This is a genomic window from Streptomyces sp. R41 (assembly GCF_041053055.1).
Lineage (GTDB): Bacteria > Actinomycetota > Actinomycetes > Streptomycetales > Streptomycetaceae > Streptomyces.
Genome location: NZ_CP163443.1, coordinates 7,809,116 through 7,832,817, shown reverse-complemented (window position 1 = coordinate 7,832,817; position 23,702 = coordinate 7,809,116). Strand labels below are relative to the sequence as shown.

Below are 23,702 nucleotides of genomic sequence, written 5' to 3'. Positions count from 1 at the left end.
TCACACGCCGCTGATCTCCCCCGCTCTTGGCCGGCCGACGAAAACCCGCAGGCGAACGTGCACAGGGGTGCCCTCGACGGACCGCGCCTGTGTAGCTTGGGCGGCGGTCTGAGACCCTGTTTAGCCTGAGCGGTAACCATTCACATTCGGAAGGACGGTCGTGCACATCGTCATCATGGGCTGCGGAAGAGTAGGTTCCGCTCTTGCCCAGACCCTGGAGCAACAGGGGCACACGGTCGCCGTGATCGACCAGGACCCCACCGCCTTCCGACGACTGGGCTCCGGGTTCGGCGGCCGTCGTGTCACCGGCGTCGGCTTCGACCAGGACACCCTGCGCGAGGCGGGCATCGAGGAGGCCGGCGCGTTCGCCGCGGTCTCCAGCGGTGACAACTCGAACATCATCGCCGCCCGGGTGGCCCGCGAGATGTTCGGCATCGAGAACGTCGCGGCGCGCATCTACGACCCCCGCCGCGCCGAGGTCTACCAGCGCCTCGGGATCCCGACCGTCGCCACCGTCCGCTGGACGGCCGACCAGATGCTGCGCCGGCTGCTGCCCTCGGGCGCGGAGCCGCTGTGGCGCGACCCCACCGGTGGTGTGCAGCTCGCCGAGGTGCACACCTCCGCCGGCTGGGTCGGCCACAAGATCAGCCGGCTCCAGGACGAGACGGGCGTGCGCGTGGCCTTCCTCACCCGGCTGGGCGAGGCGATCCTGCCTTCCTCCCAGACGGTGCTGCAGGAGGGCGACCTGGTGCACGTGATGATGCGCACCGACGAGGTGGACAAGGTCGAGGCGGCGTTCGCCAAAGGCCCTGAAGAGGAGGCCGGTCACTGATGAGGGTCGCCATTGCCGGTGCCGGCGCCGTGGGCCGCTCGATCGCGGGCGAGCTCCTGGAGAACGGTCACGAGGTCCTGCTGATCGACAAGGCGCCGACCGCCATCTCGGTCGAGCGCGTCCCGCAGGCGGAGTGGCTGCTCGCCGACGCCTGCGAGATCACCTCCCTGGACGAGGCCGCGCTGCAGCGCTGCAACGTGGTCATCGCGGCCACGGGTGACGACAAGGTCAACCTCGTCGTCTCCTTGCTCGCGAAGACCGAGTACGGGGTCCCGCGGGTCGTCGCCCGCGTCAACAATCCCAAGAACGAGTGGCTGTTCAACGAGGCCTGGGGCGTCGACGTCGCCGTCTCCACCCCGCGCCTGATGTCGGCCCTCGTCGAGGAGGCCGTCAGCGTCGGCGACCTGGTCCGCCTGCTCCGCTTCAGCCACGGCGACGCCAACCTCGTCGAGCTGACCCTGCCACCGGAGTCCGCCCTGGCCGGTACGACGGTGGGCGACGTCGAGTGGCCCGAGGACACCTCCCTGGTGACCATCATCCGCGGCACCCGCGTCCTCACCCCCTCCCGGGAGGACTCCCTGGAGGCGGGCGACGAACTCCTCTTCGTGGCCGCGCAGGCCCGCGAGGAGCAGCTGGAGGACCTGCTGTCGGTACGCCGCGAGGACGCGACGAGCTGAGCGACCCCGGGAAGTGCGGGCACACCCCCGCGCCCCCGCACCCGCTTGGACGCTTCCGATACGACGATGGGGGCGCCCGGAGATCTCCGGGCGCCCCCATCGCGTCGTACAGCTCCAGGCCTGGCACCTCCCGGCGCCGTACGACCGAAGACGGCGGTTACGCCTCGCGGCGGTGCCGGGCCGGTGCGCTCTCGCCGCGCTCCTCGGCGAGCGCGGCCTTCCGCTCTTTCTCCGCCTTCTCTTCGGCCTCCATCTCGGCGAACACGTCGATGGGGGCGGGCGCCTTGGCCAGGAAGACCCAGGTCAGCCAGACGGCGAGCAGGAACGGCGGGATCTTGAGGGCGATCAGGATCCAGCCGAACTTGGTGGTGTCGGCCCACCAGTAGAGCGGGAAGAGCACCGCGCACTTGGCGAGCAGGATCAGGCCCCAGGCCCAACTCGCCTTCGAGTACGCCTTCTTGCGGCCGGGGTTGCGGGTGCGCCAGGAGAGGTTCTCCTTGAAGACCGGGCCCAGGATCAGGCCGATCAGCGGGACGCCCGCGAGAGTCGTGACGATGTAGGCGATGGCCAGGCCGAGCGTGTAGAGCATGCCCGGCAGGTAGAAGTCCTTCGCGTTGCCCGTCATCATCGCGAAGACCACGCCGAAGGCGACGCCGAAGACGCCGCTGAAGGCGTGCTTGACGGTGCCGCGCATCACGAGGCGCACCACGACGAGCAGCAAGGACACCCCGAGGGCGGCGATCGCCGACCAGTGCAGGTCCTTGTTGATCGTGAAGATGGTGACGAAGAGGAGGCCGGGCACCACCGTCTCGACCATGCCCCGCACGCCGCCGAACGCCTCGAAGAGCGCGGCCTCGGTCACCGCCCGCGAATCCTGCTGGGCGTCTTCGGTCGGCTTGTCGAGCGACGTCACCGGCTACTCCCGTCCAAGCGGTCTGAGTTCGTACTTCGGGTTGAACAGCACCCTACGGCCCCGGCTCATCGAAATGCGGCCCGATGCGATCAGCTTGCGCCCCGGCTCGATCCCGACGATGGAGCGCCGGCCGAGCCAGACCACGTCCAGGGCGGCCGAGCCGTCGAACAGCTCGGCTTCCAGGGCCGGGACACCGGCCCGTGGCCGCAGAGTGACCGTGCGCAAGGTACCAGTAACCGTGACGATCTGTCGGTCGTGGCAGTCACCGATGCGCGTGCAGCCCGCGGTCTCGGCGTCCTCCCGCAGCTCCTCGGACTCCAGGTCCTCCTGGGACGAGGAGAGCCGGTCTATCATGCGCCGGAACCGGCCCGCCGGCTTTTCGGAACGAGGAACAGCACTCATACCGAAAGCCTACCGGGGTGCGCCGACAGCGACGTACCCGCGGCGCCGCCCCCTCAACCACCGCTCGCTCCTCGCCCTTGAAGGCACGGGTCACCCCTCGAACCGGTATCCCATCCCGGGCTCCGTGATGAAGTGCCGCGGATGCGAGGGGTCCACCTCCAGCTTGCGGCGCAGCTGTGCCATGTAGACCCGGAGGTAGTTCGTCTCCGTGCCGTACGACGGGCCCCACACCTCCTGGAGCAGCTGCTTCTGGCTGACCAGGCGGCCTGTGTTGCGCACCAGGACCTCCAGGAGGTGCCACTCCGTGGGAGTCAGGCGGACGTCGCGTCCGGCGCGGTTGACCTTCTTGGCGGCCAGGTCGACGGTGAAGTCGTCGGTCTCGACGATCGCGTCGTCCTCGTCGCCCCCGGTGGGCTCCGCGCGGCGGACGGCGGCGCGCAGCCGGGCGAGCAGCTCGTCCATGCCGAAGGGCTTGGTGACGTAGTCGTCGGCGCCCGCGTCGAGGGCCTCGACCTTCTCGTCGGACGAGTGCCGGGCGGACAGCACCAGGATCGGCACCCGGGTCCAGCCGCGCAGCCCCTTGATCACCTCGACGCCGTCCATGTCGGGCAGGCCCAGGTCGAGCACGACGACGTCGGGGTGCCGGGCGGCGGCGAGCTGAAGCGCGGTGGCCCCGTCGGGAGCCGCGTCGACCTCGTACTTGCGTGCCTTCAGGTTGATCACGAGGGCTCGGGTGATCTGCGGCTCGTCGTCGACCACGAGGACCCGGGTCATGAGACCTGCCTTTCCGCTGCTGCTGTTGTTGCCGTGGCCAGGTCGGACCGGCCGGCCACCGCCCGCACCGTGAGCACCATGGTGAGTCCGCCGCCGGGGGTGTCCTCGGCGTTGAGGGTGCCGCCCATCGACTCGGCGAAGCCGCGGGCGACCGCGAGGCCGAGGCCCACTCCGGCGCCGCGCGGGGCGTCGCCATAGCGCTGGAAGGGCGCGAATATACGGTCCTTGGCCTCGTCCGGGACGCCCGGGCCGCGGTCCACCACCCGCACCTCCACCCGGTCGGCGATGGCACTCGCGGACACCAGGACCGGTTCGTCGACGGGGCTGTACTTGACCGCGTTCTCGACGAGGTTGGCGACCGCGCGCTCCAGCAGCCCCGCGTCGACGGCGACCATCGGCAGGCTCTCCGGGATCTCCAGCTCCACGCTGTCCTCGGGTACGCCGCCGAGCGCCATGGGGACGACCTCGTCGAGGTCGATCTCGCGGATCAGCGGGGCGACCGTGCCGGTCTGGAGGCGGGACATGTCCAGCAGGTTGCCCACCAGGTGGTCGAGGCGGTCGGCGCCGTCCTCGATGCCTTCGAGGAGCTCCGCCCGGTCCTCCTCGGACCAGGCCACGTCGTCGGACCGCAGCGAGGACACGGCGGCCTTGATCCCGGCCAGCGGGGTGCGCAGATCGTGGCTGACGGCGGCCAGCAGCGCGGTGCGGATGCGGTTGCCCTCGGCCAGCGTGCGCGCCTGGTCCGCCTCCTGCTGGAGGCGCTGACGGTCCAGGACCACCGCGGCCTGCGCGGCGAAGGCGGCGAGCACACGGCGGTCCGAGGCGGGCAGCACGCGTCCGGACAGGGCGAGCGCCATGTGGTCGCTGACCGGCATGTCCACGTCCGCGTCCTCGGGACGGACGGAGGGCCCCGGACCCACACTGCCCGCGCACGTCCACGGGTCGACGTCGCTCTCCCGCTCCAGCAGCGCGACAGACTCCATCCCGAAGGTCTCCCGGACCCGCTCCAGCAAGGCCTCCAGGCTGGTCTCGCCGCGCAGCACACTGCCCGCCAGGAACGAGAGGATCTCCGACTCGGCGCGCAGATGCGCCGCCTGGTGGGTGCGGCGGGCCGCCAGATCCACCACCGAGGCGACCGAGACCGCGACGCCGACGAAGATCGCGATGGCGACGATGTTCTTGGGATCGGCGATCGTCAACCGGTGCAGCGGTGGCGTGTAGTAGTAGTTCAGCAGCAGCGAGCCGAAGGCCGCCGAGGCCAGCGCCGGGTAGAGGCCGCCGAGCAGGGCCGCGGCCACCGTCAGCGCCAGGAAGAGCAGCATGTCGTTGGCGAGGCCGAGGTCGACGGTGTTCAGCAGCAGCGCGAGGATCACCGGGCCGCCCACGCCGATCAGCCAGCCCCAGATGATCCGGGAGCGCCCGAGCCGCGCCCCGCGCGCGACCGGCAGACCGCGCCCCTTGGCGACCTCTTCATGGGTGACGATGTGGACGTCCAGGTCGGGGCCCGACTCCCGGGCGACCGTGGCGCCGACGCCCGGCCCGAAGACGTACTGCCAGGTCTTGCGGCGCGAGGAGCCGAGCACGATCTGGGTGGCGTTGACGCCCCGCGCGAAGTCCAGCAGGGAGGCCGGTATGTCGTCCCCGACGACATGGTGGAACGTTCCGCCCAGGTCCTCGACCAGCGTGCGCTGGACGGCCAGCTCCTTGGGCGAGGCCGAGGTGAGCCCGTCGCTGCGGGCGATGTAGACGGCCATCACCTCGCCGCCCGCGCCCTTCTCCGCGAGCCGCGCGGCACGGCGGATCAGCGTGCGTCCCTCCGGGCCGCCCGTGAGTCCCACCACGATCCGCTCCCGCGAGCCCCAGATCTTCGACACCCGGTGCTCGTTGCGGTATTCGGTGAGGTACTCGTCGACCCGGTCGGCGACCCAGAGCAGCGCCAGCTCGCGCAGCGCCGTGAGGTTGCCGGGCCTGAAGTAGTTCGACAGGGCCGCGTCGACCTTGTCGGACTTGTAGATGTTGCCGTGCGCCATCCGCCGCCGCAGCGCCTGGGGCGACATGTCGACCAGCTCGATCTGGTCCGCCCGGCGCACCACCTCGTCCGGCACGGTCTCCCGCTGCCGTACGCCCGTTATCGACTCGACGACATCGCCCAGCGACTCCAAGTGCTGGATGTTGACCGTGGAGACGACGTCGACACCGGCCGCCAGCAGCTCCTCCACGTCCTGCCAGCGCTTGTCGTTGCGCGAACCGGGGACATTGGTGTGCGCGAGTTCGTCCACCAGGGCGACGGCCGGGGCGCGCTCCAGTACGGCGTCCACGTCCATCTCGGTGAAGACGGACCCCCGGTACTCCAGCTCCTTGCGCGGCACCTGCTCCAGGCCGTGCAGCATCACCTCGGTGCGCGGCCGGTTGTAGTGCTCCACGAACGCGACCACACAGTCGGTCCCCCGCTCGACGCGCCGGTGCGCCTCGGAGAGCATCGCGTACGTCTTCCCGACGCCCGGTGCCGCACCGAGGTAGATCCGAAGCTTGCCGCGTCCCATGACCCCTATTGTCTTCCTGTCACCACTGTGTACGCAGCGTCGACCTTACGGCCAAGAATCCCGGCAAAAGGGATGGGAGGGGTCGCCGGGGGCGTCTTTGACGCAACCCTGATGCGCGGTGCCGTCGCCGGAGCCGCCGCACCGCGTCAGTGCTCGACGATCTCCCCGTCGCTCAGTTCGAGGACACGGTCGGCCAAACCCAGCAGAGTCGCGTCATGGGTGGCGACCAGGGCGGTGACGTGTTCGCTGCGGACGACGGCACGCAGGAGCTCCATCACGGCGATGCCGGTTTCCGCGTCGAGCTGTCCGGTGGGCTCGTCGGCGATGAGGAGCGAGGGGTTGTTGGCGAGGGCACGGGCGATGGCCACGCGCTGCTGCTGGCCGCCGGACAGCTCGCCTGGACGCTGGGCCGCGTGGTCGGCGAGACCGACGAGGGAGAGCAGGAGTTCGACGCGCTCCTCACGCTCGCGCGGATCGGCCCGGCGCAGCCGCAGCGGAACGCCGACGTTCTCGGCGGCGGTCAGGATGGGAATCAGCCCGAAGGACTGGAAGACGAAGCCGATCCGGTCGCGGCGCAGCCCCAGGAGCCCGTTCTCGTCGAGCGTCGTGAGGTCGAGGCCGTCCACGGTGACGCGTCCCTCGTCCGGCTCATCGAGTCCGCCGACGAGGTTGAGGAGCGTGGTCTTGCCGGATCCGGAGCGGCCCTTGAGGGCGACGAGTTCCCCGCGTGGTACGTCGAAGGAGACGCCCCGCAGCGCGTGCACGGCGGCGGCTCCGGTGCCGTACGAGCGATGGACGTTCTCGACGCGCACCATGGTGTCCGTGACGACCTGGCTCATGCCCCTCCCCCGTAGGCCGGGCGCCAGTATGTCCAGCGGGCGCCCGGCCGGGCAATGGGTCGGCTCGACTCGGGTTGTCCCCTTGGGGCTCAGCTCGGGTCACCGCATGGGTCTCAGCTGGGGTTGTCCCCGTGGGTCAGCGTCTCCCAGGCCACGAAGAGGTTGTTGCTGCCGGCCGGGCGGTTCTGCTCGGTCAGCTTCTGGGTGTTGGTCATCGCGATGCCCAGACGGTTGTGCAGGGCGTTGTAGCCGACCTCGGTGATCGGACCGAGCCCGAGTTTGAGGGACCCTCCGCACAGCCAGCTCGGCACCGCCTCGCCCAGCTGGTACTTGGACTGGAAGCCGAGCGCCTGCCGCAGCCGCTCGCCGACGTCCGTGCCGTACAGGTCCTGCCCCTGGATCCGGCTGGTTTCGGCGACGTGCGAGATCGCGGAGATGCCGTACCCGGTGTGCGTGAAGTCGCGGCAGGTCTCCTGGGTGAGCCCGGTGACGAAGGTGGACTGTCCCTGCCAGTAACTGACGATCTTCGCCGTGGTGTCGAGGTTCTGGCTCGGCACGGTCTTCGGCACGGAGCCGTCGGAGGACAGATAGATGTACGCGGCCGTCCGCGTGCGGAACTTCGACATCGCCTTGTCGTACGACGTCTTGTCCTCCAGGAAGACGGAGATGCCGATGGCGGCCTCCATCATCGACAGCTCCCAATTGCCGTTGGAGTTGGAGCCGTTGATGATCTCGGGGAGGTAGACGTTGCGCAGCATGGTCGCGAAGCGGCCGGAGTTGGCCCACGTCCCGGTGTACGTGTACTTGATGATCTCGGCGGCCTTGGGCCACGAGGAGCCCGCCCAGCCGGTCTGCAGCGGCGCGTTGCTGTTGGTGTGGTCCTTGATCACCGCCGACCACGCGTCCATCAGCTCGATCGACTTCTTCGCGTACCGCTCGTCGCGGGTGATGTACCAGGCGAGCGCGTCGGTGTACGCCGCTATCGCGTCCTCACGCTCGTCGGTGCAGCCGTAGTTGGGGTTGGAGTACGACCCGCACTCGACAGTCGCGCGGGGCGTGGCGGCGCGGCTCAGCGCGGCGTACTTGCTCGCCATCATCTGGTCGTACGCGCCCTTCCAGGGCTGCGCGCCGGCGTTGACCTTGCTGCGGGCGAAGTCCAACTGGCTCTTGGAGACGGTGACTCCGGGGTGCACGAACGTGGCGGGGGCGGCATCGGCCCGGTGTGCGCCCGGCCAGGAGAGGAATCCGGCGACCAGGGCGGCGGTCGCGGCGGCGACGGTGACGAGGAGGGCCGGGCGTCGTCTGCGCCGGTGGGCTGCGGGGGTGTCGGGCATGTGGGGGGCCATCCGTTCTCGTATGTGAACGACGCACTGGGGACTGAACACGCGCGTTGGCCGGTGACCATAGGTACAGACCAGACTTCCGTCAAGGCCTGAAGAAAGACCCGCAGCTCAACTGCCGTTCACGGATGAGAACTTGGGCGGACGCCGGGCATCACGGGGCATCGCCGGGCATGCGAAGGGGCCGCACCCCCTTGGTGAAGGGGGTGCGGCCCCACTCGCGTGTCAATGCAGCACGCGTGAACCTCACTCGTGCGTCAACGCAGCTCGTGTGTCAACGCAAGCACGCGTGAAAACCCACTCGTGTGTCACGCGCGCGTCAGCGGACCTCGGTGATCTCCGGCCCGCGCTGCAGCTGCCCCATGCCGCCGGAGAAGCGGGAACCGCTCTGCTCCTCCTGCTGGACACCCTCGGCCACCATCTGCGCGTCGTCCGGCAGCTTCAGGACGATCGGGTCTCGGGGGGCCATCGGGCCCTCGCCGCGGACGACGACCGTGTCCCGGAAGATCTGCTCCAGCAGACCCGCGGCCTGCGGCTGCACCGCGCCCTGCCCGGAGATCACTCCGCGCAGGAACCAGCGGGGGCCGTCCACACCGACGAACCGCACGACCTGGAAACCACCCGTGCCGTCCGGCAGCTGCACCGGCACCTGCGCCCGCAGCTCCCAGCCCAGCGGGCCCTCGACCTCGTCGATGACACCGCCCTGCTGAGTGATGCCGGAGGCGATCTCCTCGCGCACCTCGCCCCAGATTCCCTCGCGCTTGGGAGCGGCGAAGGCCTGCAGCTGGATGGCGCTGTCCTTCAGGACGACGGTGGCCGCGACGATCGCGTCGCCCGCGACCTCGACCCGCAGCTCCATGCCGTCGACTCCGGGCACGAAAAGACCACCCAGGTCCACCCGACCCTCGGCCGGATCGCGGACCTCGGAGCTGTCCCAGGGCCCGTCGGGCCGCGGCTCGGGCTCGAGCCGCACGCGCTCACGCCCGGCTTCTTCGTCCGCCTCAGTGTCGAACTCGTCGACGACCTGCTCGGCCTCGCCCGCCGCGTCCTCGGCGGCACTGCCCTTCTTGCGACGTCCGAACACGTCACTGTCCTTCCCGGTCGGATACGACCGAAGCGTATCGATTCCCACCCGTTGTGCTGCCCACGGCGGCATGACCTCCAGTGGACCCGAAGCCCCCTGCGGCCCGCGCCGAGTCGGGAAGCTCCGCGACCTCCTGGAAGCGGACCTTCTCGACCTGCTGAACGACCAGTTGGGCAATCCGGTCGAAGCGCTCGAACCGCACGGACTCGCGCGGGTCGAGATTCACCACGATCACCTTGATCTCCCCACGGTACCCGGCATCCACCGTCCCCGGGGCATTCACGAGGGCGACACCGCAGCGGGCGGCGAGCCCGGAACGGGGGTGCACGAAGGCCGCGTACCCCTCGGGCAGCGCGATCGACACTCCCGTGGGCAGAACGGCCCGTTCCCCCGGCTTCAGCTCGCGGCTCTCGGTGGTGCGCAGATCGGCTCCAGCGTCACCGGGGTGCGCGTACTCGGGAAGCGGGACGTCCGGGTCGACGCGCCGGATCAGCACGGCGATTTCCTGACGGGGCTGACGGCTCACGGGTTCACCTCGAAAGCGCGGGCGCGCCGGATCTGGTCCGGTTCACTCATGGCGGCCCGGATCTCCTCCGGGCGGCCGTTGTCGATGAAGTGGTCGACCTTCACCTCGATGAAGAGGGCGTCGGCGCGGACGGCGACAGGCCCCTCGGGACCGCCGAGCCGCCCGGTGGCGGTGGAGAAGATCTTCCGCCCGGCCACCGCGGTGACCTCGGCCTCCAGGTAGAGGACGCTGCCGACAGGCACGGGGCGGCGGAAGTCGGTCTCCAGCCGTCCGGTCACGGCGATCGTGCGCAGCAGCCAGTTCAGCGAGCCGAGCGTCTCGTCCAACGCGGTGGCGAGGACGCCGCCGTGCGCGAGACCCGGGGCGCCCTGGTGGGCGGGCCGCACGGTGAACTCCGCGGTGATCCGGACCCCCTCCCCCGCGCGAGCCTCCAGGTGCAGTCCATGGGGCTGCTCTCCGCCACACCCGAAACACTGTTCGTAGTGGGCCCCGAGGAGCTCGCCGGGGGCGGGCGCGTCGGGGTGCCGCATCGGCGCGACGGCGTCGGCGGGGGGCGTCAGAGCTGCGGAAGTACCACTCACAGCCGCAGACCTTACCCGCGCGTCCACCATCCGTTGGCACCGTGCCAAGCTTGACTTCATGCAGCTCTCCGCCACGCCGTACGAAGAACGCCTCACCGCGCCCCGCGCCTGGTGGGCGATCTGTTTCCTGGTCGGGATCGCGATGGCCCTGATCTTCCTCCCGTTCGGCACACTGCCGCTGCTGGGCGCCCTGGTCGGCGGCACCGCGGTCTCGGCGGTCGTGGCCAGTTCGTACGGCTCGATCCGCATCCGCGTCGTGGGCGACTCCCTGATCGCCGGCGAGGCCAAGATCCCGGTCGCGGCCCTCGGCGACGCCGAGGTCATGGACCAGGAGGAGGCGCGCGCCTGGCGCACATTCAAGGCCGACCCCCGCGCCTTCATGCTCCTGCGCGCCTACATCCCCACGGCCCTGCGCGTCCAGGTCACGGACCCGGAGGACCCGACGCCGTACCTGTACCTGTCGACGCGGGAGCCGCAGCGCCTCGCGGCGGCGCTGGAGGCGGCACGAGCGACGGCGTAGCCCGGCAGCCCGCCTTCGGCGGGAGTGCGGAGGCCCGCATTCGGCGGGAACCCACGGATGCGCGCGCAGACGCGTCCGGCGAAATCGCGCGGATGTCTGCGAACGCCCCACCTCCGCAGGAAGCGCACGCGGGCGCGGCGCTCCAGGTCTTTGTCCTCCGCATCGGTGATCTGCCACAGCGGCGCTGCCCGGCGGTGCCGAAATCGGCGCGACCACCGAGAGAGTCCGCCCGCGAGGCGAGGGAAAACACTCCGGGCTAGCGCCCGAGCTCCTTGGGGATCTCCCCCATCCGCAGCGGCTCCGCCGGCTTCTCCAGCGGTGGCAGCTCGGGAAGCGCGTCCCACGGCACCTGCATTTTCCGCAGGTCCTTGCGAATACGCGCCGCGAGGCGCTTGGTGTCGCGGCGGTTCATGACCGCCCCGACCGCGGCGCCGACCATGAACGGCATCAGGTTGGGCAGATCCCGGACCATTCGCTTCATGATCTGCTGACGCAGCTCGCGCTTCATCTGGCCGCCCAACGCGGCGTTGATCGTCGACGGCCTGGTCACGTCGATCCCGCGCTCTCCCGACCAGGAGTTCAGATACGCGGTACTGCGCTGTGTGAGAGTGCCCGGCGGCCGCAGGCCGTAGACCTCATGGAGCTCGGCGATCAGCTTCAGCTCGATCGCGGCGACGCCGGTGATCTCGGCGGCCAGCTCGGTGGGCATGGCGGGCGGCACCGGCAGCATCGCGGCCGCGCCGATCCCGGCTCCGACCGTGGACGTCGCGGCGGCCGCGCCCGCGACGAGCTTGTCCGCGAGCTGCTCGGGACCGAGATCCGGGAACTGCCTGCGGAGGGTCGCGAGGTCCCGTACGGGGATTCGCGGGGCGATGTCGATGATCCGGTCGGCGAGGTACGCCAAGCCTGCCCTGGCCCGGCTGCCGCCCTTCTGGACGCCTTTCTGGACGCCTTTCCTGACCCCGTCCCGAAAGACTGCCGCGCGGCGCCTGGCGACGGGCGCGGGAGTGCCCGCGGAGGCCGGCAGGCCGCCGGTGGCGGGCGCCGGCTCGAGCGAGGCTGATCCCGGTTCGGAAGAGCCCCGCTCGTCGTCACGCACGCCTTCAGAGCCGTCGGACGGCCCTTCGTCCGCCTCCCGCGGGGGGAAGCGGCGCTTCCAAGGAGGGGTCGAGCCAGTCACGGCCGACCCTGCCTCAGTCGCAGTCGCGGCAGATCGGCTGACCGTTCTTCTCGCGGGCCAGCTGGCTGCGGTGGTGCACCAGGAAGCAGCTCATGCAAGTGAACTCATCCTGCTGCTTGGGCAGGACCCGGACGGCCAGCTCCTCGTTCGAGAGGTCGGCTCCGGGCAGCTCCAGGCCTTCTGCGGCCTCGAACTCATCTACGTCGACGGACGAGGTCGACTTGTCGTTCCGGCGGGCCTTCAGTTCTTCAAGGCTGTCCGAATCGACGTCGTCGTCGGTCTTGCGCGGGGTGTCGTAATCCGTTGCCATGTCGCTCTCCCCCTCTGGGTGTCTTCGGTGTCTCCAGCGCACGTAACGCGTGAGAGGCCGGACTTGTGCCCGACCCGAGGCGGAGATTTTGCCTCACATCAAGGTCTGTTACTCAATCGACACCCAACCGGACTCCTCAAGAGTGATCGGCTTGGATGGCGATGCGGACCGTACACGGTCCGAAGGCCGCACTTCAAAGGCGTCCCACCGTGTACTTCCCGTGATCAAGACCCCCGAAAACCCGGATTTTCCCGGCTTTCCGACAGCTTGCATGATCACGGAGAGTAGATGGCCGGAAAATCGCCCTTGTGATCGATCACACACGGGCCTCCCTGGTGGGTGACCAGAAAATTCCGCGCAAAGCGAACATCGTCGCGTGTCGGCGACATGCTCTCAGATGGGAAGGGTGACGCGCATCACGAGTCCACCTCCCTCGCGCGGCTCCGCGACGATATGGCCCCCGTGGGCACGGGCCACCGACCGGGCGATCGAAAGGCCGAGGCCCACGCCCTTGTCGCTGCCCGTGCGCTCCGTACGCAGCCGCCGGAAGGGCTCGAAAAGATTGTCGATCTCGTACGCGGGCACCACGGGACCCGTGTTCGACACCACCAGGACCGCCTGACCGTGCTGGACCTGTGTGGTGACCTCGACCCAGCCGTCCTCCGGCACGTTGTACCGGACCGCGTTCTGGACGAGGTTCAGGGCGATCCGCTCCAACAGGACGCCGTTGCCCTGGACGACCGCCACGGAGCGCTCCCCGCGGATCTCCACGCCCTTGGCCTCGGCCTCGGCGTGCACCTGGTCGACGGCCTGCGAGGCGACCTCGGCGAGGTCCACGGGCTTGCGCTCCACGATCTGGTTGTCGCTGCGGGCGAGCAGCAGCAGGCCCTCGACGAGCTGCTCACTGCGCTCATTGGTGGCGAGCAGCGTCTTGCCGAGCTGCTGCAGCTCCATCGGCGCCCCCGGGTCGGACAGATGCACTTCCAGAAGCGTGCGGTTGATCGCGAGCGGGGTGCGCAGTTCGTGCGAGGCGTTCCCGACGAACCGCTGCTGGGCGGTGAAGGCTCGCTGCAGCCGCTCCAGCATGTCGTCGAAGGTGTCCGCCAGCTCCTTCAGCTCGTCGTCCGGGCCGTCCAGTTCGATCCGCCGGGACAGGTCCGAGCCCGCCACCGCGCGCGCGGTGCGGGTGATCCGGCCGAGCGGCGAGAGCACCCGGCCGGCCATCGCGTAGCCGAAGGCGAACGCGATGATGGCGAGGCCGAGCAGGGCGAGCAGCGAGCGGCTGAGCAGGTTGTCCAGGGCGACCTGGCGCTGGTGGTCGATGCAGTTGCTGATCGCGGTGTTGAACTCGTCGAGCGGCACATTGTTGCCACCGTCGACCGCCGGGCACATGGTGCTGGTGACCTTGATCGCGTTACCGCCGACGATCTTGAACAGCGGCTCGTTGCCCGTGTTCAGCGCCTGCGCCGCGAGCAAGTAGATGATCGACAGCAGCATGATGCCGGCGATCAGGAACATGCCACCGTAGAGGAGCGTGAGCCGTATGCGGATGGTCGGGCGCAGCCAGGGGAACGGGGGCTCCGGCCTTCTTGGGTCCCAGGTGGGCTTGGGGGGCGCCGCGGGGGGCGCTGGGGTCGCGGCCACGGGGTATCAGATCCGGTAGCCGGAGCCGGGCACGGTGACGATGACCGGGGGCTCGCCGAGCTTGCGGCGCAGGGTCATGACCGTCACGCGTACGACGTTGGTGAACGGGTCCGTGTTCTCGTCCCAGGCCTTCTCCAGGAGCTGCTCGGCGGAGACGACCGTGCCCTCGCTGCGCAGCAGCACTTCCAGGACGGCGAACTCCTTCGGCGCGAGCTGGACCTCCTTGCCGTCGCGGAAGACCTCGCGCCGGTTGGGGTCGAGCTTGATCCCGGCGCGCTCCAGGACCGGCGGCAGCGGCACACTCGTACGGCGTCCGAGGGCACGCACGCGTGCCGTCAGCTCGCTGAACGCGAACGGCTTGGGGAGGTAGTCGTCGGCGCCGATCTCCAGGCCCTCGACGCGGTCGCTGACGTCGCCGGAGGCGGTGAGCATCAGTACGCGCGTGGGCATGCCGAGCTCGACGATCTTGCGGCAGACGTCGTCGCCGTGCACGAGCGGGAGGTCGCGGTCGAGGACGACCACGTCATAGTCGTTGACGCCGATGCGCTCCAGGGCGGCCGCACCGTCGTACACGACGTCGACGGCCATGGCCTCCCGGCGCAGTCCGGTGGCCACCGCATCGGCGAGCAGTTGCTCGTCCTCGACGACGAGTACGCGCACGTCGCTTGTCCTTCCTCTGTCCACCCGCGTAGCGCGCTTCAGGGCACCCCACGGGCAGGTCTGTCACGGATGAGACCTCCATCCTGCCCTTTTCGGCCATAAACCGGCTGTAAGGCGGTGGGAGGCACCCGAGAAGACGGTCCGGGCGCCCGGGAATGCGAGATTTTCTCTTCGGGTTGAGGTTTCCACGGAAGGGAGCGGGGGGAGGACGGCTTTACACCCCGCGATCACGCTCTGCATGTGGCAAGCCACCTTGTGGTACGTCCAACCGCTTCCGCAGAGCGGGCGTGGGTGTCCGGCACCGTCGCCGCCCAGCCTGGGCAGCGCTGGGCACCCATCTGGAGACGTGATCGCCCCTTCCGAACGGCACACCCCCGTGCCACCGACCCACGACCCAGGACGAGGGGGCGCAGCATGGACGCATTCACCGCAGGACTTCTGCAGCGCATAAGGGCGACCGAGTCCGACCTGACGCGGGCTCGCGAAACAGGCGACGACTTCCTCGCGGAGGTCGAGCAGGCCGAGCTCGACGACCTGCACCGCCTCGCCGCCGAGCACGGTGTGGAGGTCGGCGCGACGCGCGTCTGATCAGTTTGTACGAGAGCGGGGCCCCGGTATCGATCCAGTGCCGGGGCCCCGCTCCGTTTGCCGCCTGTTGTGCGCGCCGTCAACCGCGGGCGCCGTCAGTCGTGCCAGGCTCCGAACTCCTCCAGGAGCCGCTGGAGGGGCTCGAAGACCCCCGGTGAGGCGGCGACCGCCAGATCGCGTGCGGGGCGCTCTCCGGGGCGTCCACCGGTCAGGGCGCCCGCCTCACGGGCGATCAGGTCGCCCGCCGCGAGGTCCCAGGGGTTGAGGCCGCGTTCGTAGTAGCCGTCGAGGCGGCCCGCCGCTACGTCGCACAGGTCGACCGCCGCCGAGCCGCTGCGCCGGATGTCGCGCAGCAGCGGGATGAGGCGTTGGGCGACGTCGGCCTGGTGGGCCTTGACCTCGGCCACATAGTTGAAGCCGGTCGACACCAGTGCCTGGTCCAGTGGCGGCGCCGGCCGACAGGTCAGCCGGCGCTCCCCGTCCCAGGCCCCGACGGCCCAGGCCCCGCCGCCGCGCACCGCGTGGTAGGTCTCGCCGCGCATCGGCGCCGCTACGACTCCGACGATCGCCTCGCCGTCCCGCTCGGCGGCGATGGACACGGCCCAGGTCGGCAGTCCATAGAGGTAGTTGACCGTGCCGTCGAGCGGATCGATGACCCAGCAGATGCCGCTGGTGCCCTCCGTGGCGGCGCCCTCCTCGCCGAGGAAGCCGTCGTCCGGGCGGTGCTGGGAGATCAGGTCGGTGATCAGCTTCTCCGCGGCGATGTCCATCTCGGTGACGACGTCGATCGGGCTGGACTTGGTCGCGGCGACCGCGAGGTCCGCCGGGCGGCCGTCCCGCAGCAGCTCGCCGGCGCGCCGGGCGGCCTCCTCGGCGAGCTGGAGCAGTTCGGTGTGCTGGGGCTGGGTCACGGGGCTCCTCACGCGTACGGGCTGTCGACGCCGGCGGCGGCGGGCTTGGCGGCACGGGCCGGGCAGCAGCCCACCGGGCACAGGTCGTGGCTCGCACCGAGCGCGCCGAGGGCACAGGGGGTCACCCGCTGCCCGCTCTCCTTCGCGGCGCGCTCCAGGACCAGGTCACGGATCGCCGCGGCGAACCGCGGGTCGGCGCCCACGGTGGCCGAGCGGCGCACCGGCAGACCCAGCTCCTCGGCCTTGGCCTTCGCCTCCGTGTCGAGGTCGTACAGGACCTCCATGTGGTCAGAGACGAACCCGATGGGGGCCATCACGACGGCCGGGACGCCGGCGCCGTGCAGCTCCTCCAGGTGGTCGCAGATGTCGGGCTCCAGCCACGGGATGTGCGGGGCTCCGGAGCGCGACTGGTAGACGAGTTGCCAGGGATGCTCGATCCCGGTCTCCTCGCGCACGGCGTCGACGATCAGCCGGGCGACATCCAGGTGCTGCTTGACGTACGCACCGCCGTCGCCGTGGTCCTCGACCGGCCCGGAGGTGTCGGCGGCCGCGTCCGGGATGGAGTGCGTCGTGAAGGCGAGGTGTGCGCCCTCGCGTACGCCCTCGGGCAGTTCGGCGAGGGACTTCAGGACGCCGTCGACCATCGGCCGCACGAAGCCGGGGTGGTTGAAGTAGTGGCGCAGCTTGTCGATCTTCGGCAGCTCAAGGCCCTCGGCCTCGAGCGCGGCCAGGGACTCGGCGAGGTTCTCGCGGTACTGGCGGCAGCCCGAGTAGGAGGCGTACGCGCTGGTGGCGAGGACGAGGATGCGGCGGCGGCCGTCGGCGACCATCTCGCGCAGGGTGTCGGTCAGGTACGGCGCCCAGTTGCGGTTGCCCCAGTAGACGGGCAGGTCGAGGCCGTGGTCGGCGAAGTCCTTGCGGAGGGCGTCGAGCAGGGCGCGGTTCTGGTCGTTGATGGGGCTGACCCCGCCGAACAGGAAGTAGTGCCGGCCCACTTCCTTGAGCCGTTCCTTGGGGATGCCTCTCCCCCGCGTCACGTTCTCCAGGAACGGAACCACGTCGTCCGGGCCTTCGGGGCCGCCGAACGAGAGCAGGAGCAGGGCATCGTAGGGGGTGGCATCGAGCGCATCTGGCATGCGTCCGATCCTGCCACCCGGCACTGACACGCGGGAAACGGTGGGGTGACGGGAAGAGCGGGGGTCGGCGTCCTGGCACGCAGGAAGGCGTGGGACGAGCGGCGGGGCGACCGCACGACGAGGCCTGCGGTGGGCGATCGGCGCACGGCAAGGCGGGCGCGAAGGCGCACGGCAAGGCGGGCGCGAAGGCGCACGGCAAGGCGGGCGCGAAGGCGCACGGCAAGGCGGGCGCGAAGGCGCACGGCAAGGCGGGCGCGAAGGCGCACGGCAAGGCGGGCGCGAAGGCGCACGGCAAGGCGGGCGCGAAGCCGCACCGCGAGGCGACCGGCGGCAAGCACGAAGCCGCACGGCAAGGCGGGTAGCGAGCAGGGCACGCAGCCGCACGGGGAGCCCGCAGGGGGCGTGCGTTAGGGTCACCTCACCCGTAAGCTGTATCGGCCAGCTTCACGCCTTACCCGAGTTCGAACCGCCCGTGGTGACCGGGTGGCCGAGCCGAGCCGACGGAGACCCCCGTGCCCAGCCCGTACCGCGCCCTGTTCGCCGCCCCCGGCTCCAAGGGCTTCTCCGCCGCGGGCTTCCTCGGCAGGATGCCGCTGTCGATGATGGGCATCGGCGTGGTCACGATGATCTCCCAGCTCACCGGACGGTACGGGCTCGCGGGGGCGCTGTCGGCGACCATGGCGCTGGCCGCCGCGGTCCTCGGCCCGCAGGTCTCGCGTCTGGTGGACCAGTACGGGCAGCGGCGGGTGCTGCGCCCCGTGACACTGTTCGCGCTCGCCGCGGCCGCCGGGCTGCTGCTCACCGCGCACTTCGGGTGGCCGGACTGGGTGCTGTTCGTCTGCTCGGCCGGCATCGGCTGCGTCCCGAGCATCGGCGCGATGATCCGGGCCCGCTGGGCGGCCCTCTACCGGGGCACGCCGCAACTGCACACCGCGTACTCCTTCGAGTCCGTGGTCGACGAGATCTGCTTCATCTTCGGGCCGATCATCTCCATCGGCCTGTCCACGGTGTGGTTCCCGGAGGCCGGGCCGCTGCTCGCCGCCTGCTTCCTCGCGGCCGGTGTCTTCTGGCTGACCTCCCAGCGCGCGACCGAGCCCGTGCCACATCCGCGCGAGCACCACACCAGCGGTTCGGCGCTGCGCTCGGCCGGACTCCAGGTCCTGGTGGCCACGTTCGTGGCGACCGGTGCGATCTTCGGGGCCGTTGACGTGGTCACCGTGGCCTTCGCCGAGGAGCAGGGCCACAAGGGCGCCGCGAGCATCGTCCTCGCGCTGTACGCGGCGGGCTCCTGTGCCGCCGGAGCCGTCTTCGGACTGCTGCACTTCAAGGGGGCGCCCGAACGTCGGTGGCTGCTGGGCATATGCGCGATGGCCGTGAGTATGATCCCCCTCCTACTGGTCGGAAACTTGCCGTTCCTGGCCGTGGCGCTGTTCGTTGCGGGACTCTCCATCGCTCCCACGATGATCACGACGATGTCCCTCATCGAACAGCACGTACCACGCGCGAAACTGACCGAGGGCATGACCTGGGTGAGCACCGGACTCGCGGTCGGGGTCGCGCTCGGCTCCTCCGTGGCCGGCTGGGTGATCGACGCCGCCGGTGCGAAGGCCGGGTACGGGGTTCCGGCGGTGTCCGGAGCCGTCGCGGTCGCGGTCGGTTTCCTCGGGTATCGCCGGCTGAGCAGGCCGGTTCCGCAGCGGGGAGGGTCCCATGAGCACCACAGTGAGCGGGAAGAGCGGCACGTGGCGTAACTGGGCGGGGAACGTCACCGCCCGTCCGGTACGGGAGGTCGTTCCCGCCTCCGTGGAGGAACTCTCCGCGGCCGTACGGAAGGCGGCCGACGACGGTCTGAAGGTGAAGGCCGTCGGCACCGGGCACTCCTTCACTGCCGCCGCCGCGACCGACGGCGTATTGATCCGCCCTCAACTGTTGACGGGCATCCGCAGGATTGATCGCGAGGCCGGCACGGTCACCGTTGAGGCGGGCACCCCGCTCAAGCGTCTCAACGTGGCTCTCGCGCGCGAGGGGCTGTCGCTCACGAACATGGGCGACATCATGGAGCAGACGGTCTCGGGGGCGACCAGCACCGGAACGCACGGCACGGGGCGTGACTCGGCGTCGATAGCCGCGCAGATCAAGGGACTTGAGCTGGTCACGGCGGACGGCTCGGTTCTCACCTGCTCCGAGACGGAGAACCCGGAGGTCTTCGCGGCGGCCCGGATCGGAATAGGCGCCCTGGGGATCGTCACCGCGATCACCTTCTCCGTAGAGCCCATTTTTCTGCTCACGGCCCGCGAGGAGCCGATGACCTTCGACAAGGTCACCGCCGACTTCGACGCACTCTTCACCGAGAACGAGCACTTCGAGTTCTACTGGTTCCCGCACACCGGAAACTGCAACACCAAGCGCAACAACCGCAGCGCAGGGCCCGAGAAGCCGGTCGGTCGGTTGAGCGGCTGGATCGAGGACGAGTTCCTCTCCAACGGCGTCTTCCACGCGGCCAATCTGCTCGGCCGCGCCGTGCCCGCCACCATCCCGACGATCGCGAAGATCTCCAGCCGGGCGCTGTCCGCGCGGACCTACACCGACATTCCCTACAAGGTCTTCACTTCTCCGCGCCGGGTGCGCTTCGTGGAGATGGAGTACGCCGTTCCGCGCGAGGCCCTGGTCGAGGCGCTGCGCGAGTTGAAGGCGATGGTCGACCGCTCGACCCTGCGGGTCAGCTTCCCCATCGAGGTGCGCACGGCCCCCGCCGACGACATCGCACTCTCCACGGCGTCGGGCCGGGACACCGCCTACATCGCCGTCCACATGTTCAGAGGCACCCCCTATCAGGCGTACTTCACCGCCGCCGAGCGGATCTTCACCGCGCACGAGGGCCGGCCGCACTGGGGCAAGGTGCACACGCGCGACGCGGAGTACTTCGCCAAGGTCTATCCGCGCTTCGGCGAGTTCACTGGTCTGAGGGATCGGCTCGACCCGGATCGGCGTTTTGCGAATGACTACTTGCGTCGGGTGCTGGGCTCGTAGGCACGCCGGGCGTGGGGGTCGGGGTGGCGTCTTCGGCCTCCGCGTCCGAGGACGCGCTGGAACTCGGCGTCGACGTGGGGGCCGTACCGCTGCCGCCGTCGTCCTGGGTGGCACCGGCACTGCCGTCGGAGGAGGACTGCTCCTGGGAAGAGGACCCGGTCGAGGGCGTCGTACTGGGCTCCGAACGCTCCGAGTTGGGGCTGGAACCGCTGCCCTTGAAGGCGTCGCCCACGGTCGTGCTCCTGCCGTCGCCGCTGAAGCTCTGCCCCGACACCAGTTCGTAGGTGGTGATGCCCGCCATCGTGACGCCGAAGACGAGCGCCGCGGCGACCACGGGCCGCTTCCAGCTCTTGACCCGCGCGCGGTAGACGGTCCCTTCGGTGAACTCACCCGGGGCGGGCGCCTGCTGGCTCTTCGGTTTGGCCTGGACGGTCACGTCGCGTATCTGCTCGCCGGTGCGCTTGAAGAAGTGCTGGAAGACGGTGCCTCCGCAAGTGGCGATCGCACTCACCACTCCGGCGCCGAGGATCGTGCCGTACACCCCGAAGTAGGAGGCGAGTTTGGCCGCCACCACCGCGGCCACCGCGCTGCCCGCCACTTGCGGAACGCTCAGATCCACCCGCTTCTTCTTCGGCTCCTCCTCGGCATCCGACTTCTCACGCATTCCCGGACCTTGCCTGCCCTTCCGAACTTGATCGACCTTCCCGTACTTGATCGACCGACTGCACGAGAAAGGGACGTACAGGCGAAACGATTCGTTCCATTTCTGGCGATTACGTGAAGTGCGCCACGTTTCATGGTCACGAAAACGGCGCATCGGGCGGCCAACTACCACCCCCCACTAGAAGTTGGGCGGCGCGCCGATCCACGCACGTGGCCCGAATGGAGTACTGTTGCGAGCCCTGGGTCCGGACTCCCGCCAGGGTGTCCGGGGCCTTGCAGGACCGCCGGGAGGGGGCTCGTTGCACAGGGTGATGGAGTTCGTCACTTAGCGTTGCGAATAGGTAACCGTGCCATAACGGCGATCCCGGGCCCGCGCCCGACACGCCGGGCAACTCGGCAAGGTTGTGGCAGGCTGCACCCGGGCAGGCCACACTCGACTAGCGGAAGCAGCGACGCACGTGACGTCGGCAGGCACCACCCGGGAGGTCCCCATGCCCGAACTGCGTGTCGTGGCCGTCTCTAACGACGGCACACGGCTGGTGCTGAAGGCTGCGGACAGCACGGAATACACGCTTCCGATTGACGAGCGTCTGCGCGCCGCCGTACGCGGCGACCGTCCCCGCCTCGGCCAGATCGAGATCGAGGTGGAGAGCCATCTCCGCCCCCGAGACATCCAGGCGCGTATACGTGCCGGCGCCTCCGCGGAGGAAGTCGCCCAACTCGCCGGAATCCCCGTCGATCGCGTGCGCCGCTTCGAGGGGCCCGTGCTCGCCGAGCGTGCCTTCATGGCCGAGCGCGCCAGGAAGACTCCCGTCCGTCGCCCCGGTGAGAACGCCGGACCCCAGCTCGGCGAGGCCGTCCAGGAGCGACTGCTGCTGCGCGGCGCCGAGAAGGACACCGTCCAGTGGGACTCGTGGCGTCGTGACGACGGCACCTGGGAAGTCCTGTTGGTCTACCGGGTCGCGGGCGAGCCGCACTCGGCGAGCTGGACGTACGACCCGCCGCGGCGGCTCGTCCAGGCCGTCGACGACGAGGCGCGCTCGCTGATCGGCGAGTCCGACGATCTCGCGGCGCCCGAGCCGAGCTTCCCGTTCGTACCGCGGATCGCACGCCTGCCGCGCGACCGTCCGCTGGACCGCGCCCTGGACCGGCAGATGGAGCGGCCCAGCATCCCGTCCCCGTCCCCCGAGCCGGTCGAGGAGTCCACCAACGACCGGGATTCGCTCACCAGCCTCCTGGAAGCGGTGCCCAGCTTCCGGGGCGACATGGTGGTGCCCGAGCGGCCCGCCACCACGGAGCGTCCCGCCGCGGAGGAACCTGCCCCGGAGCCCGAGTCTGAGGAGCCCCCGGCTCCCGCGGCCTCGGCCGGCGCCGGTTCGGCCTACGCGGACGTCCTCATGCCCCGCTCGGTCGGCAGCCACCGCGACCGTCTCGTCGGGGCGACCGACCGCCAGGCCGAGGCCGACGGGGTCCGCCCGGGCCGCAGAGCGGCGGTCCCGAGCTGGGACGAGATCGTCTTCGGTACGCGACGAAAGAAGCAGGACTAGTCAGTTGTACGACGATGGGGCCCGCGCCGGTTCGGCGCGAGCCCCATCGCTGTTTCTGAGGGCCGGGCCCCAGTGCGAAGGGTCACTCCTACGGGCCGGGTCCCACCGCGAAGAGGCGCTACCCGAAACGCCGTTACTGCGGGTCGGGCCCCACCGCCACCGGGCGGCTGCCGTTCCGGGACCACTCCGACCAGGAGCCCACGTACAGAGCGGCGGGGATGCCCGCGACGGCGAGCGCGAGCACCTCGTGGGCACCGGAGACACCCGAGCCGCAGTAGACGCCGACCTCGGAAGTGCCCCTCGCGCCGAGGGACTTGAAGCGGTCGGCGAGTTCGGTGGCGGGCAGGAATTGTCCGTCGTCGGTGACGTTCTCCGTGGTCGGCGCGGAGACCGCACCGGGGATGTGCCCGGCGACGGGGTCGACCGGCTCGACCTCGCCCCGGTACCGCTCACCGGCCCGGGCGTCCAGCAGCAGCCCCGTGCGGGCGAGCGCCGCCGCCCCGTCCGCGTCGAGCAGCGGCCGGGCACCGGGCACCGGTACGAAGGTTCCGGGGGCCGGCGTGGGGGCCTCCGAGGACACCGGCCCGCTCCAAGCGGCGAGCCCGCCGTCAAGCACGCGTACCGACGGATGACCCGTATAGCCCAGCAACCACCACGCGCGCGCGGCACCCCAGCCCTGCCCGCCGTCGTACACAACGACATCGCGGTCGGCGGAGACTCCCGCGGCCCGCATCGCCGCGCCGAAGACCTCAAGATCGGGAAGCGGATGCCGGCCCCCCGAACCGGCCGGACCAGCAAGTTCGGAATCCAAATCGACAAAAACGGCCCCTGGAATGTGCGCCTTTTCGTAGTCGGAGCGCAGGTTCGGGCCACCCAGCTGCCAGCGGATGTCGAGGAGGACCGGAGGGGTCGGTCCGGCAAGGTCGCTCGCGAGTTCGGACGCGGAGATGATGGCGTTCATGGCCACCATCCTTGCGCACGGGGTGGCCGCGTCGTCCAGGT

At 70.2% G+C, this 23,702-nt stretch carries 25 protein-coding genes; 8 read left to right on the top strand and 17 right to left on the bottom strand.

The window, feature by feature from the left end; translation table 11 throughout:
• Positions 1–160 precede the first annotated feature (160 nt).
• Both AB5J53_RS35660 and AB5J53_RS35655 read left to right on the top strand, forming a co-directional pair.
• The gene (locus AB5J53_RS35660; RefSeq protein ID WP_369249714.1) at positions 161–832 is read left to right on the top strand and encodes a TrkA family potassium uptake protein; all 672 of its coding nucleotides are present in this window, start codon (positions 161–163) and stop codon (positions 830–832) included.
• Positions 832–1,509 carry a TrkA family potassium uptake protein gene (locus tag AB5J53_RS35655; protein ID WP_099506151.1) on the top strand — a complete coding sequence of 226 codons (678 nt, stop codon included), beginning with the start codon at positions 832–834 and terminating at the stop codon, positions 1,507–1,509. The genes AB5J53_RS35660 and AB5J53_RS35655 overlap by 1 nt, the downstream gene beginning before the upstream one ends.
• Before the next feature lie 157 nt (positions 1,510–1,666).
• On the opposite strand, the gene AB5J53_RS35650 is transcribed toward AB5J53_RS35655, so the two are convergent.
• The 9 genes from AB5J53_RS35650 to AB5J53_RS35610 form a co-directional block, all read right to left on the bottom strand.
• On the bottom strand, positions 1,667–2,422 hold the full coding sequence (locus AB5J53_RS35650; protein ID WP_369249713.1) for a DUF3159 domain-containing protein: 756 nt from the start codon (positions 2,420–2,422) through the stop codon (positions 1,667–1,669).
• A gap of 3 nt (positions 2,423–2,425) precedes the next feature.
• Positions 2,426–2,824, bottom strand: a complete 399-nt coding sequence (locus AB5J53_RS35645) for an OB-fold nucleic acid binding domain-containing protein (protein WP_365155931.1) — start codon at positions 2,822–2,824, stop codon at positions 2,426–2,428.
• A gap of 90 nt (positions 2,825–2,914) precedes the next feature.
• Positions 2,915–3,598, bottom strand: a complete 684-nt coding sequence (locus AB5J53_RS35640) for a response regulator (RefSeq protein WP_369249711.1) — start codon at positions 3,596–3,598, stop codon at positions 2,915–2,917.
• Positions 3,595–6,141: an ATP-binding protein gene (locus AB5J53_RS35635; protein WP_369249710.1), complete on the bottom strand. Its 2,547-nt coding sequence runs from the start codon at positions 6,139–6,141 to the stop codon at positions 3,595–3,597. Before AB5J53_RS35635 ends, AB5J53_RS35640 begins: the two co-directional genes overlap by 4 nt.
• A 146-nt stretch (positions 6,142–6,287) precedes the next feature.
• Positions 6,288–6,980, bottom strand: a complete 693-nt coding sequence (locus AB5J53_RS35630) for an ABC transporter ATP-binding protein (RefSeq protein WP_369249709.1) — start codon at positions 6,978–6,980, stop codon at positions 6,288–6,290.
• 113 nt (positions 6,981–7,093) lie between these two features.
• On the bottom strand, positions 7,094–8,314 hold the full coding sequence (locus tag AB5J53_RS35625) for an alginate lyase family protein (protein WP_369249708.1): 1,221 nt from the start codon (positions 8,312–8,314) through the stop codon (positions 7,094–7,096).
• Between the two features lie 325 nt (positions 8,315–8,639).
• Positions 8,640–9,404: a DUF3710 domain-containing protein gene (locus AB5J53_RS35620; protein WP_369249707.1), complete on the bottom strand. Its 765-nt coding sequence runs from the start codon at positions 9,402–9,404 to the stop codon at positions 8,640–8,642.
• 1 nt (position 9,405) lies between these two features.
• Positions 9,406–9,930 carry a dUTP diphosphatase gene (gene dut / locus AB5J53_RS35615; RefSeq protein ID WP_369249706.1) on the bottom strand — a complete coding sequence of 175 codons (525 nt, stop codon included), beginning with the start codon at positions 9,928–9,930 and terminating at the stop codon, positions 9,406–9,408.
• Positions 9,927–10,511: a PaaI family thioesterase gene (locus tag AB5J53_RS35610; RefSeq protein ID WP_369249705.1), complete on the bottom strand. Its 585-nt coding sequence runs from the start codon at positions 10,509–10,511 to the stop codon at positions 9,927–9,929. The genes dut and AB5J53_RS35610 overlap by 4 nt, the downstream gene beginning before the upstream one ends.
• 58 nt (positions 10,512–10,569) lie before the next feature.
• Here AB5J53_RS35610 and AB5J53_RS35605 point away from each other — a divergent pair, with 58 nt between their 5' ends.
• Complete coding sequence (locus AB5J53_RS35605) at positions 10,570–11,031, top strand: DUF3093 domain-containing protein (RefSeq protein WP_369249704.1); 462 nt, start codon at positions 10,570–10,572, stop codon at positions 11,029–11,031.
• Between the two features lie 256 nt (positions 11,032–11,287).
• Here AB5J53_RS35605 and AB5J53_RS35600 read toward each other — a convergent pair whose 3' ends face one another.
• The 4 genes from AB5J53_RS35600 to AB5J53_RS35585 all read right to left on the bottom strand — a co-directional run bounded on the left by AB5J53_RS35600 (position 11,288) and on the right by AB5J53_RS35585 (position 14,825).
• Positions 11,288–12,211: a hypothetical protein gene (locus AB5J53_RS35600; protein ID WP_369249703.1), complete on the bottom strand. Its 924-nt coding sequence runs from the start codon at positions 12,209–12,211 to the stop codon at positions 11,288–11,290.
• Positions 12,212–12,224: 13 nt separating this feature from the next.
• Entirely contained in the window at positions 12,225–12,521 is a 297-nt protein-coding gene (locus AB5J53_RS35595) for a DUF4193 domain-containing protein (RefSeq protein ID WP_003997302.1), read from the bottom strand.
• A 393-nt stretch (positions 12,522–12,914) separates the two neighbouring features.
• Positions 12,915–14,165, bottom strand: coding sequence for a sensor histidine kinase (locus AB5J53_RS35590; RefSeq protein WP_369249702.1), 1,251 nt, complete (start codon positions 14,163–14,165; stop codon positions 12,915–12,917).
• A gap of 6 nt (positions 14,166–14,171) precedes the next feature.
• Positions 14,172–14,825, bottom strand: coding sequence for a response regulator transcription factor (locus AB5J53_RS35585; RefSeq protein ID WP_369249701.1), 654 nt, complete (start codon positions 14,823–14,825; stop codon positions 14,172–14,174).
• Between the two features lie 414 nt (positions 14,826–15,239).
• Between AB5J53_RS35585 and AB5J53_RS35580 the strand changes: the two genes are divergently transcribed.
• Entirely contained in the window at positions 15,240–15,413 is a 174-nt protein-coding gene (locus tag AB5J53_RS35580) for a hypothetical protein (RefSeq protein WP_167459062.1), read from the top strand.
• Positions 15,414–15,508: 95 nt separating this feature from the next.
• Here AB5J53_RS35580 and AB5J53_RS35575 read toward each other — a convergent pair whose 3' ends face one another.
• Together AB5J53_RS35575 and AB5J53_RS35570 are read right to left on the bottom strand one after the other, a co-directional pair.
• Entirely contained in the window at positions 15,509–16,324 is an 816-nt protein-coding gene (locus AB5J53_RS35575) for an inositol monophosphatase family protein (RefSeq protein WP_369249700.1), read from the bottom strand.
• A gap of 8 nt (positions 16,325–16,332) precedes the next feature.
• Positions 16,333–17,460: a ferrochelatase gene (locus AB5J53_RS35570; RefSeq protein WP_369249699.1), complete on the bottom strand. Its 1,128-nt coding sequence runs from the start codon at positions 17,458–17,460 to the stop codon at positions 16,333–16,335.
• 89 nt (positions 17,461–17,549) lie between these two features.
• Here AB5J53_RS35570 and AB5J53_RS35565 point away from each other — a divergent pair, with 89 nt between their 5' ends.
• The 3 genes from AB5J53_RS35565 (at position 17,550) to AB5J53_RS35555 (ending at position 20,490) form a co-directional block, all read left to right on the top strand.
• On the top strand, positions 17,550–17,822 hold the full coding sequence (locus AB5J53_RS35565; protein ID WP_369249698.1) for a hypothetical protein: 273 nt from the start codon (positions 17,550–17,552) through the stop codon (positions 17,820–17,822).
• A gap of 150 nt (positions 17,823–17,972) precedes the next feature.
• Positions 17,973–19,211, top strand: coding sequence for an MFS transporter (locus AB5J53_RS35560; protein ID WP_369249697.1), 1,239 nt, complete (start codon positions 17,973–17,975; stop codon positions 19,209–19,211).
• Positions 19,171–20,490, top strand: a complete 1,320-nt coding sequence (locus tag AB5J53_RS35555; RefSeq protein ID WP_369249696.1) for a D-arabinono-1,4-lactone oxidase — start codon at positions 19,171–19,173, stop codon at positions 20,488–20,490. Before AB5J53_RS35560 ends, AB5J53_RS35555 begins: the two co-directional genes overlap by 41 nt.
• On the opposite strand, the gene AB5J53_RS35550 is transcribed toward AB5J53_RS35555, so the two are convergent.
• Complete coding sequence (locus AB5J53_RS35550; RefSeq protein WP_369249695.1) at positions 20,414–21,154, bottom strand: hypothetical protein; 741 nt, start codon at positions 21,152–21,154, stop codon at positions 20,414–20,416. The two genes, AB5J53_RS35555 and AB5J53_RS35550, sit on opposite strands and share 77 nt — an antisense overlap.
• A 457-nt stretch (positions 21,155–21,611) precedes the next feature.
• On the opposite strand from AB5J53_RS35550, the gene sepH reads away from it, so the two are divergent.
• Entirely contained in the window at positions 21,612–22,700 is a 1,089-nt protein-coding gene (gene sepH, locus AB5J53_RS35545; protein WP_369249694.1) for a septation protein SepH, read from the top strand.
• 133 nt (positions 22,701–22,833) lie between these two features.
• Here sepH and AB5J53_RS35540 read toward each other — a convergent pair whose 3' ends face one another.
• Positions 22,834–23,661, bottom strand: coding sequence for a sulfurtransferase (locus AB5J53_RS35540; RefSeq protein WP_369249693.1), 828 nt, complete (start codon positions 23,659–23,661; stop codon positions 22,834–22,836).
• Positions 23,662–23,702: the final 41 nt, after the last annotated feature.

Excerpts from the sequence above, each read along its gene's own strand:
- AB5J53_RS35655 (WP_099506151.1), top strand. The coding sequence starts at position 832 with ATGAGGGTCGCCATTGCCGGTGCCGGCGCCGTGGGCCGCTCGATCGCG.
- AB5J53_RS35645 (WP_365155931.1), bottom strand. The coding sequence starts at position 2,824 with ATGAGTGCTGTTCCTCGTTCCGAAAAGCCGGCGGGCCGGTTCCGGCGC.
- AB5J53_RS35640 (WP_369249711.1), bottom strand. The coding sequence starts at position 3,598 with ATGACCCGGGTCCTCGTGGTCGACGACGAGCCGCAGATCACCCGAGCC.
- AB5J53_RS35635 (WP_369249710.1), bottom strand. The coding sequence starts at position 6,141 with ATGGGACGCGGCAAGCTTCGGATCTACCTCGGTGCGGCACCGGGCGTC.
- AB5J53_RS35630 (WP_369249709.1), bottom strand. The coding sequence starts at position 6,980 with ATGAGCCAGGTCGTCACGGACACCATGGTGCGCGTCGAGAACGTCCAT.
- AB5J53_RS35625 (WP_369249708.1), bottom strand. The coding sequence starts at position 8,314 with ATGCCCGACACCCCCGCAGCCCACCGGCGCAGACGACGCCCGGCCCTC.
- AB5J53_RS35605 (WP_369249704.1), top strand. The coding sequence starts at position 10,570 with ATGCAGCTCTCCGCCACGCCGTACGAAGAACGCCTCACCGCGCCCCGC.
- AB5J53_RS35595 (WP_003997302.1), bottom strand. The coding sequence starts at position 12,521 with ATGGCAACGGATTACGACACCCCGCGCAAGACCGACGACGACGTCGAT.
- AB5J53_RS35580 (WP_167459062.1), top strand. The coding sequence starts at position 15,240 with ATGGACGCATTCACCGCAGGACTTCTGCAGCGCATAAGGGCGACCGAG.
- AB5J53_RS35570 (WP_369249699.1), bottom strand. The coding sequence starts at position 17,460 with ATGCCAGATGCGCTCGATGCCACCCCCTACGATGCCCTGCTCCTGCTC.
- AB5J53_RS35555 (WP_369249696.1), top strand. The coding sequence starts at position 19,171 with ATGAGCACCACAGTGAGCGGGAAGAGCGGCACGTGGCGTAACTGGGCG.
- AB5J53_RS35550 (WP_369249695.1), bottom strand. The coding sequence starts at position 21,154 with ATGCGTGAGAAGTCGGATGCCGAGGAGGAGCCGAAGAAGAAGCGGGTG.
- AB5J53_RS35540 (WP_369249693.1), bottom strand. The coding sequence starts at position 23,661 with ATGAACGCCATCATCTCCGCGTCCGAACTCGCGAGCGACCTTGCCGGA.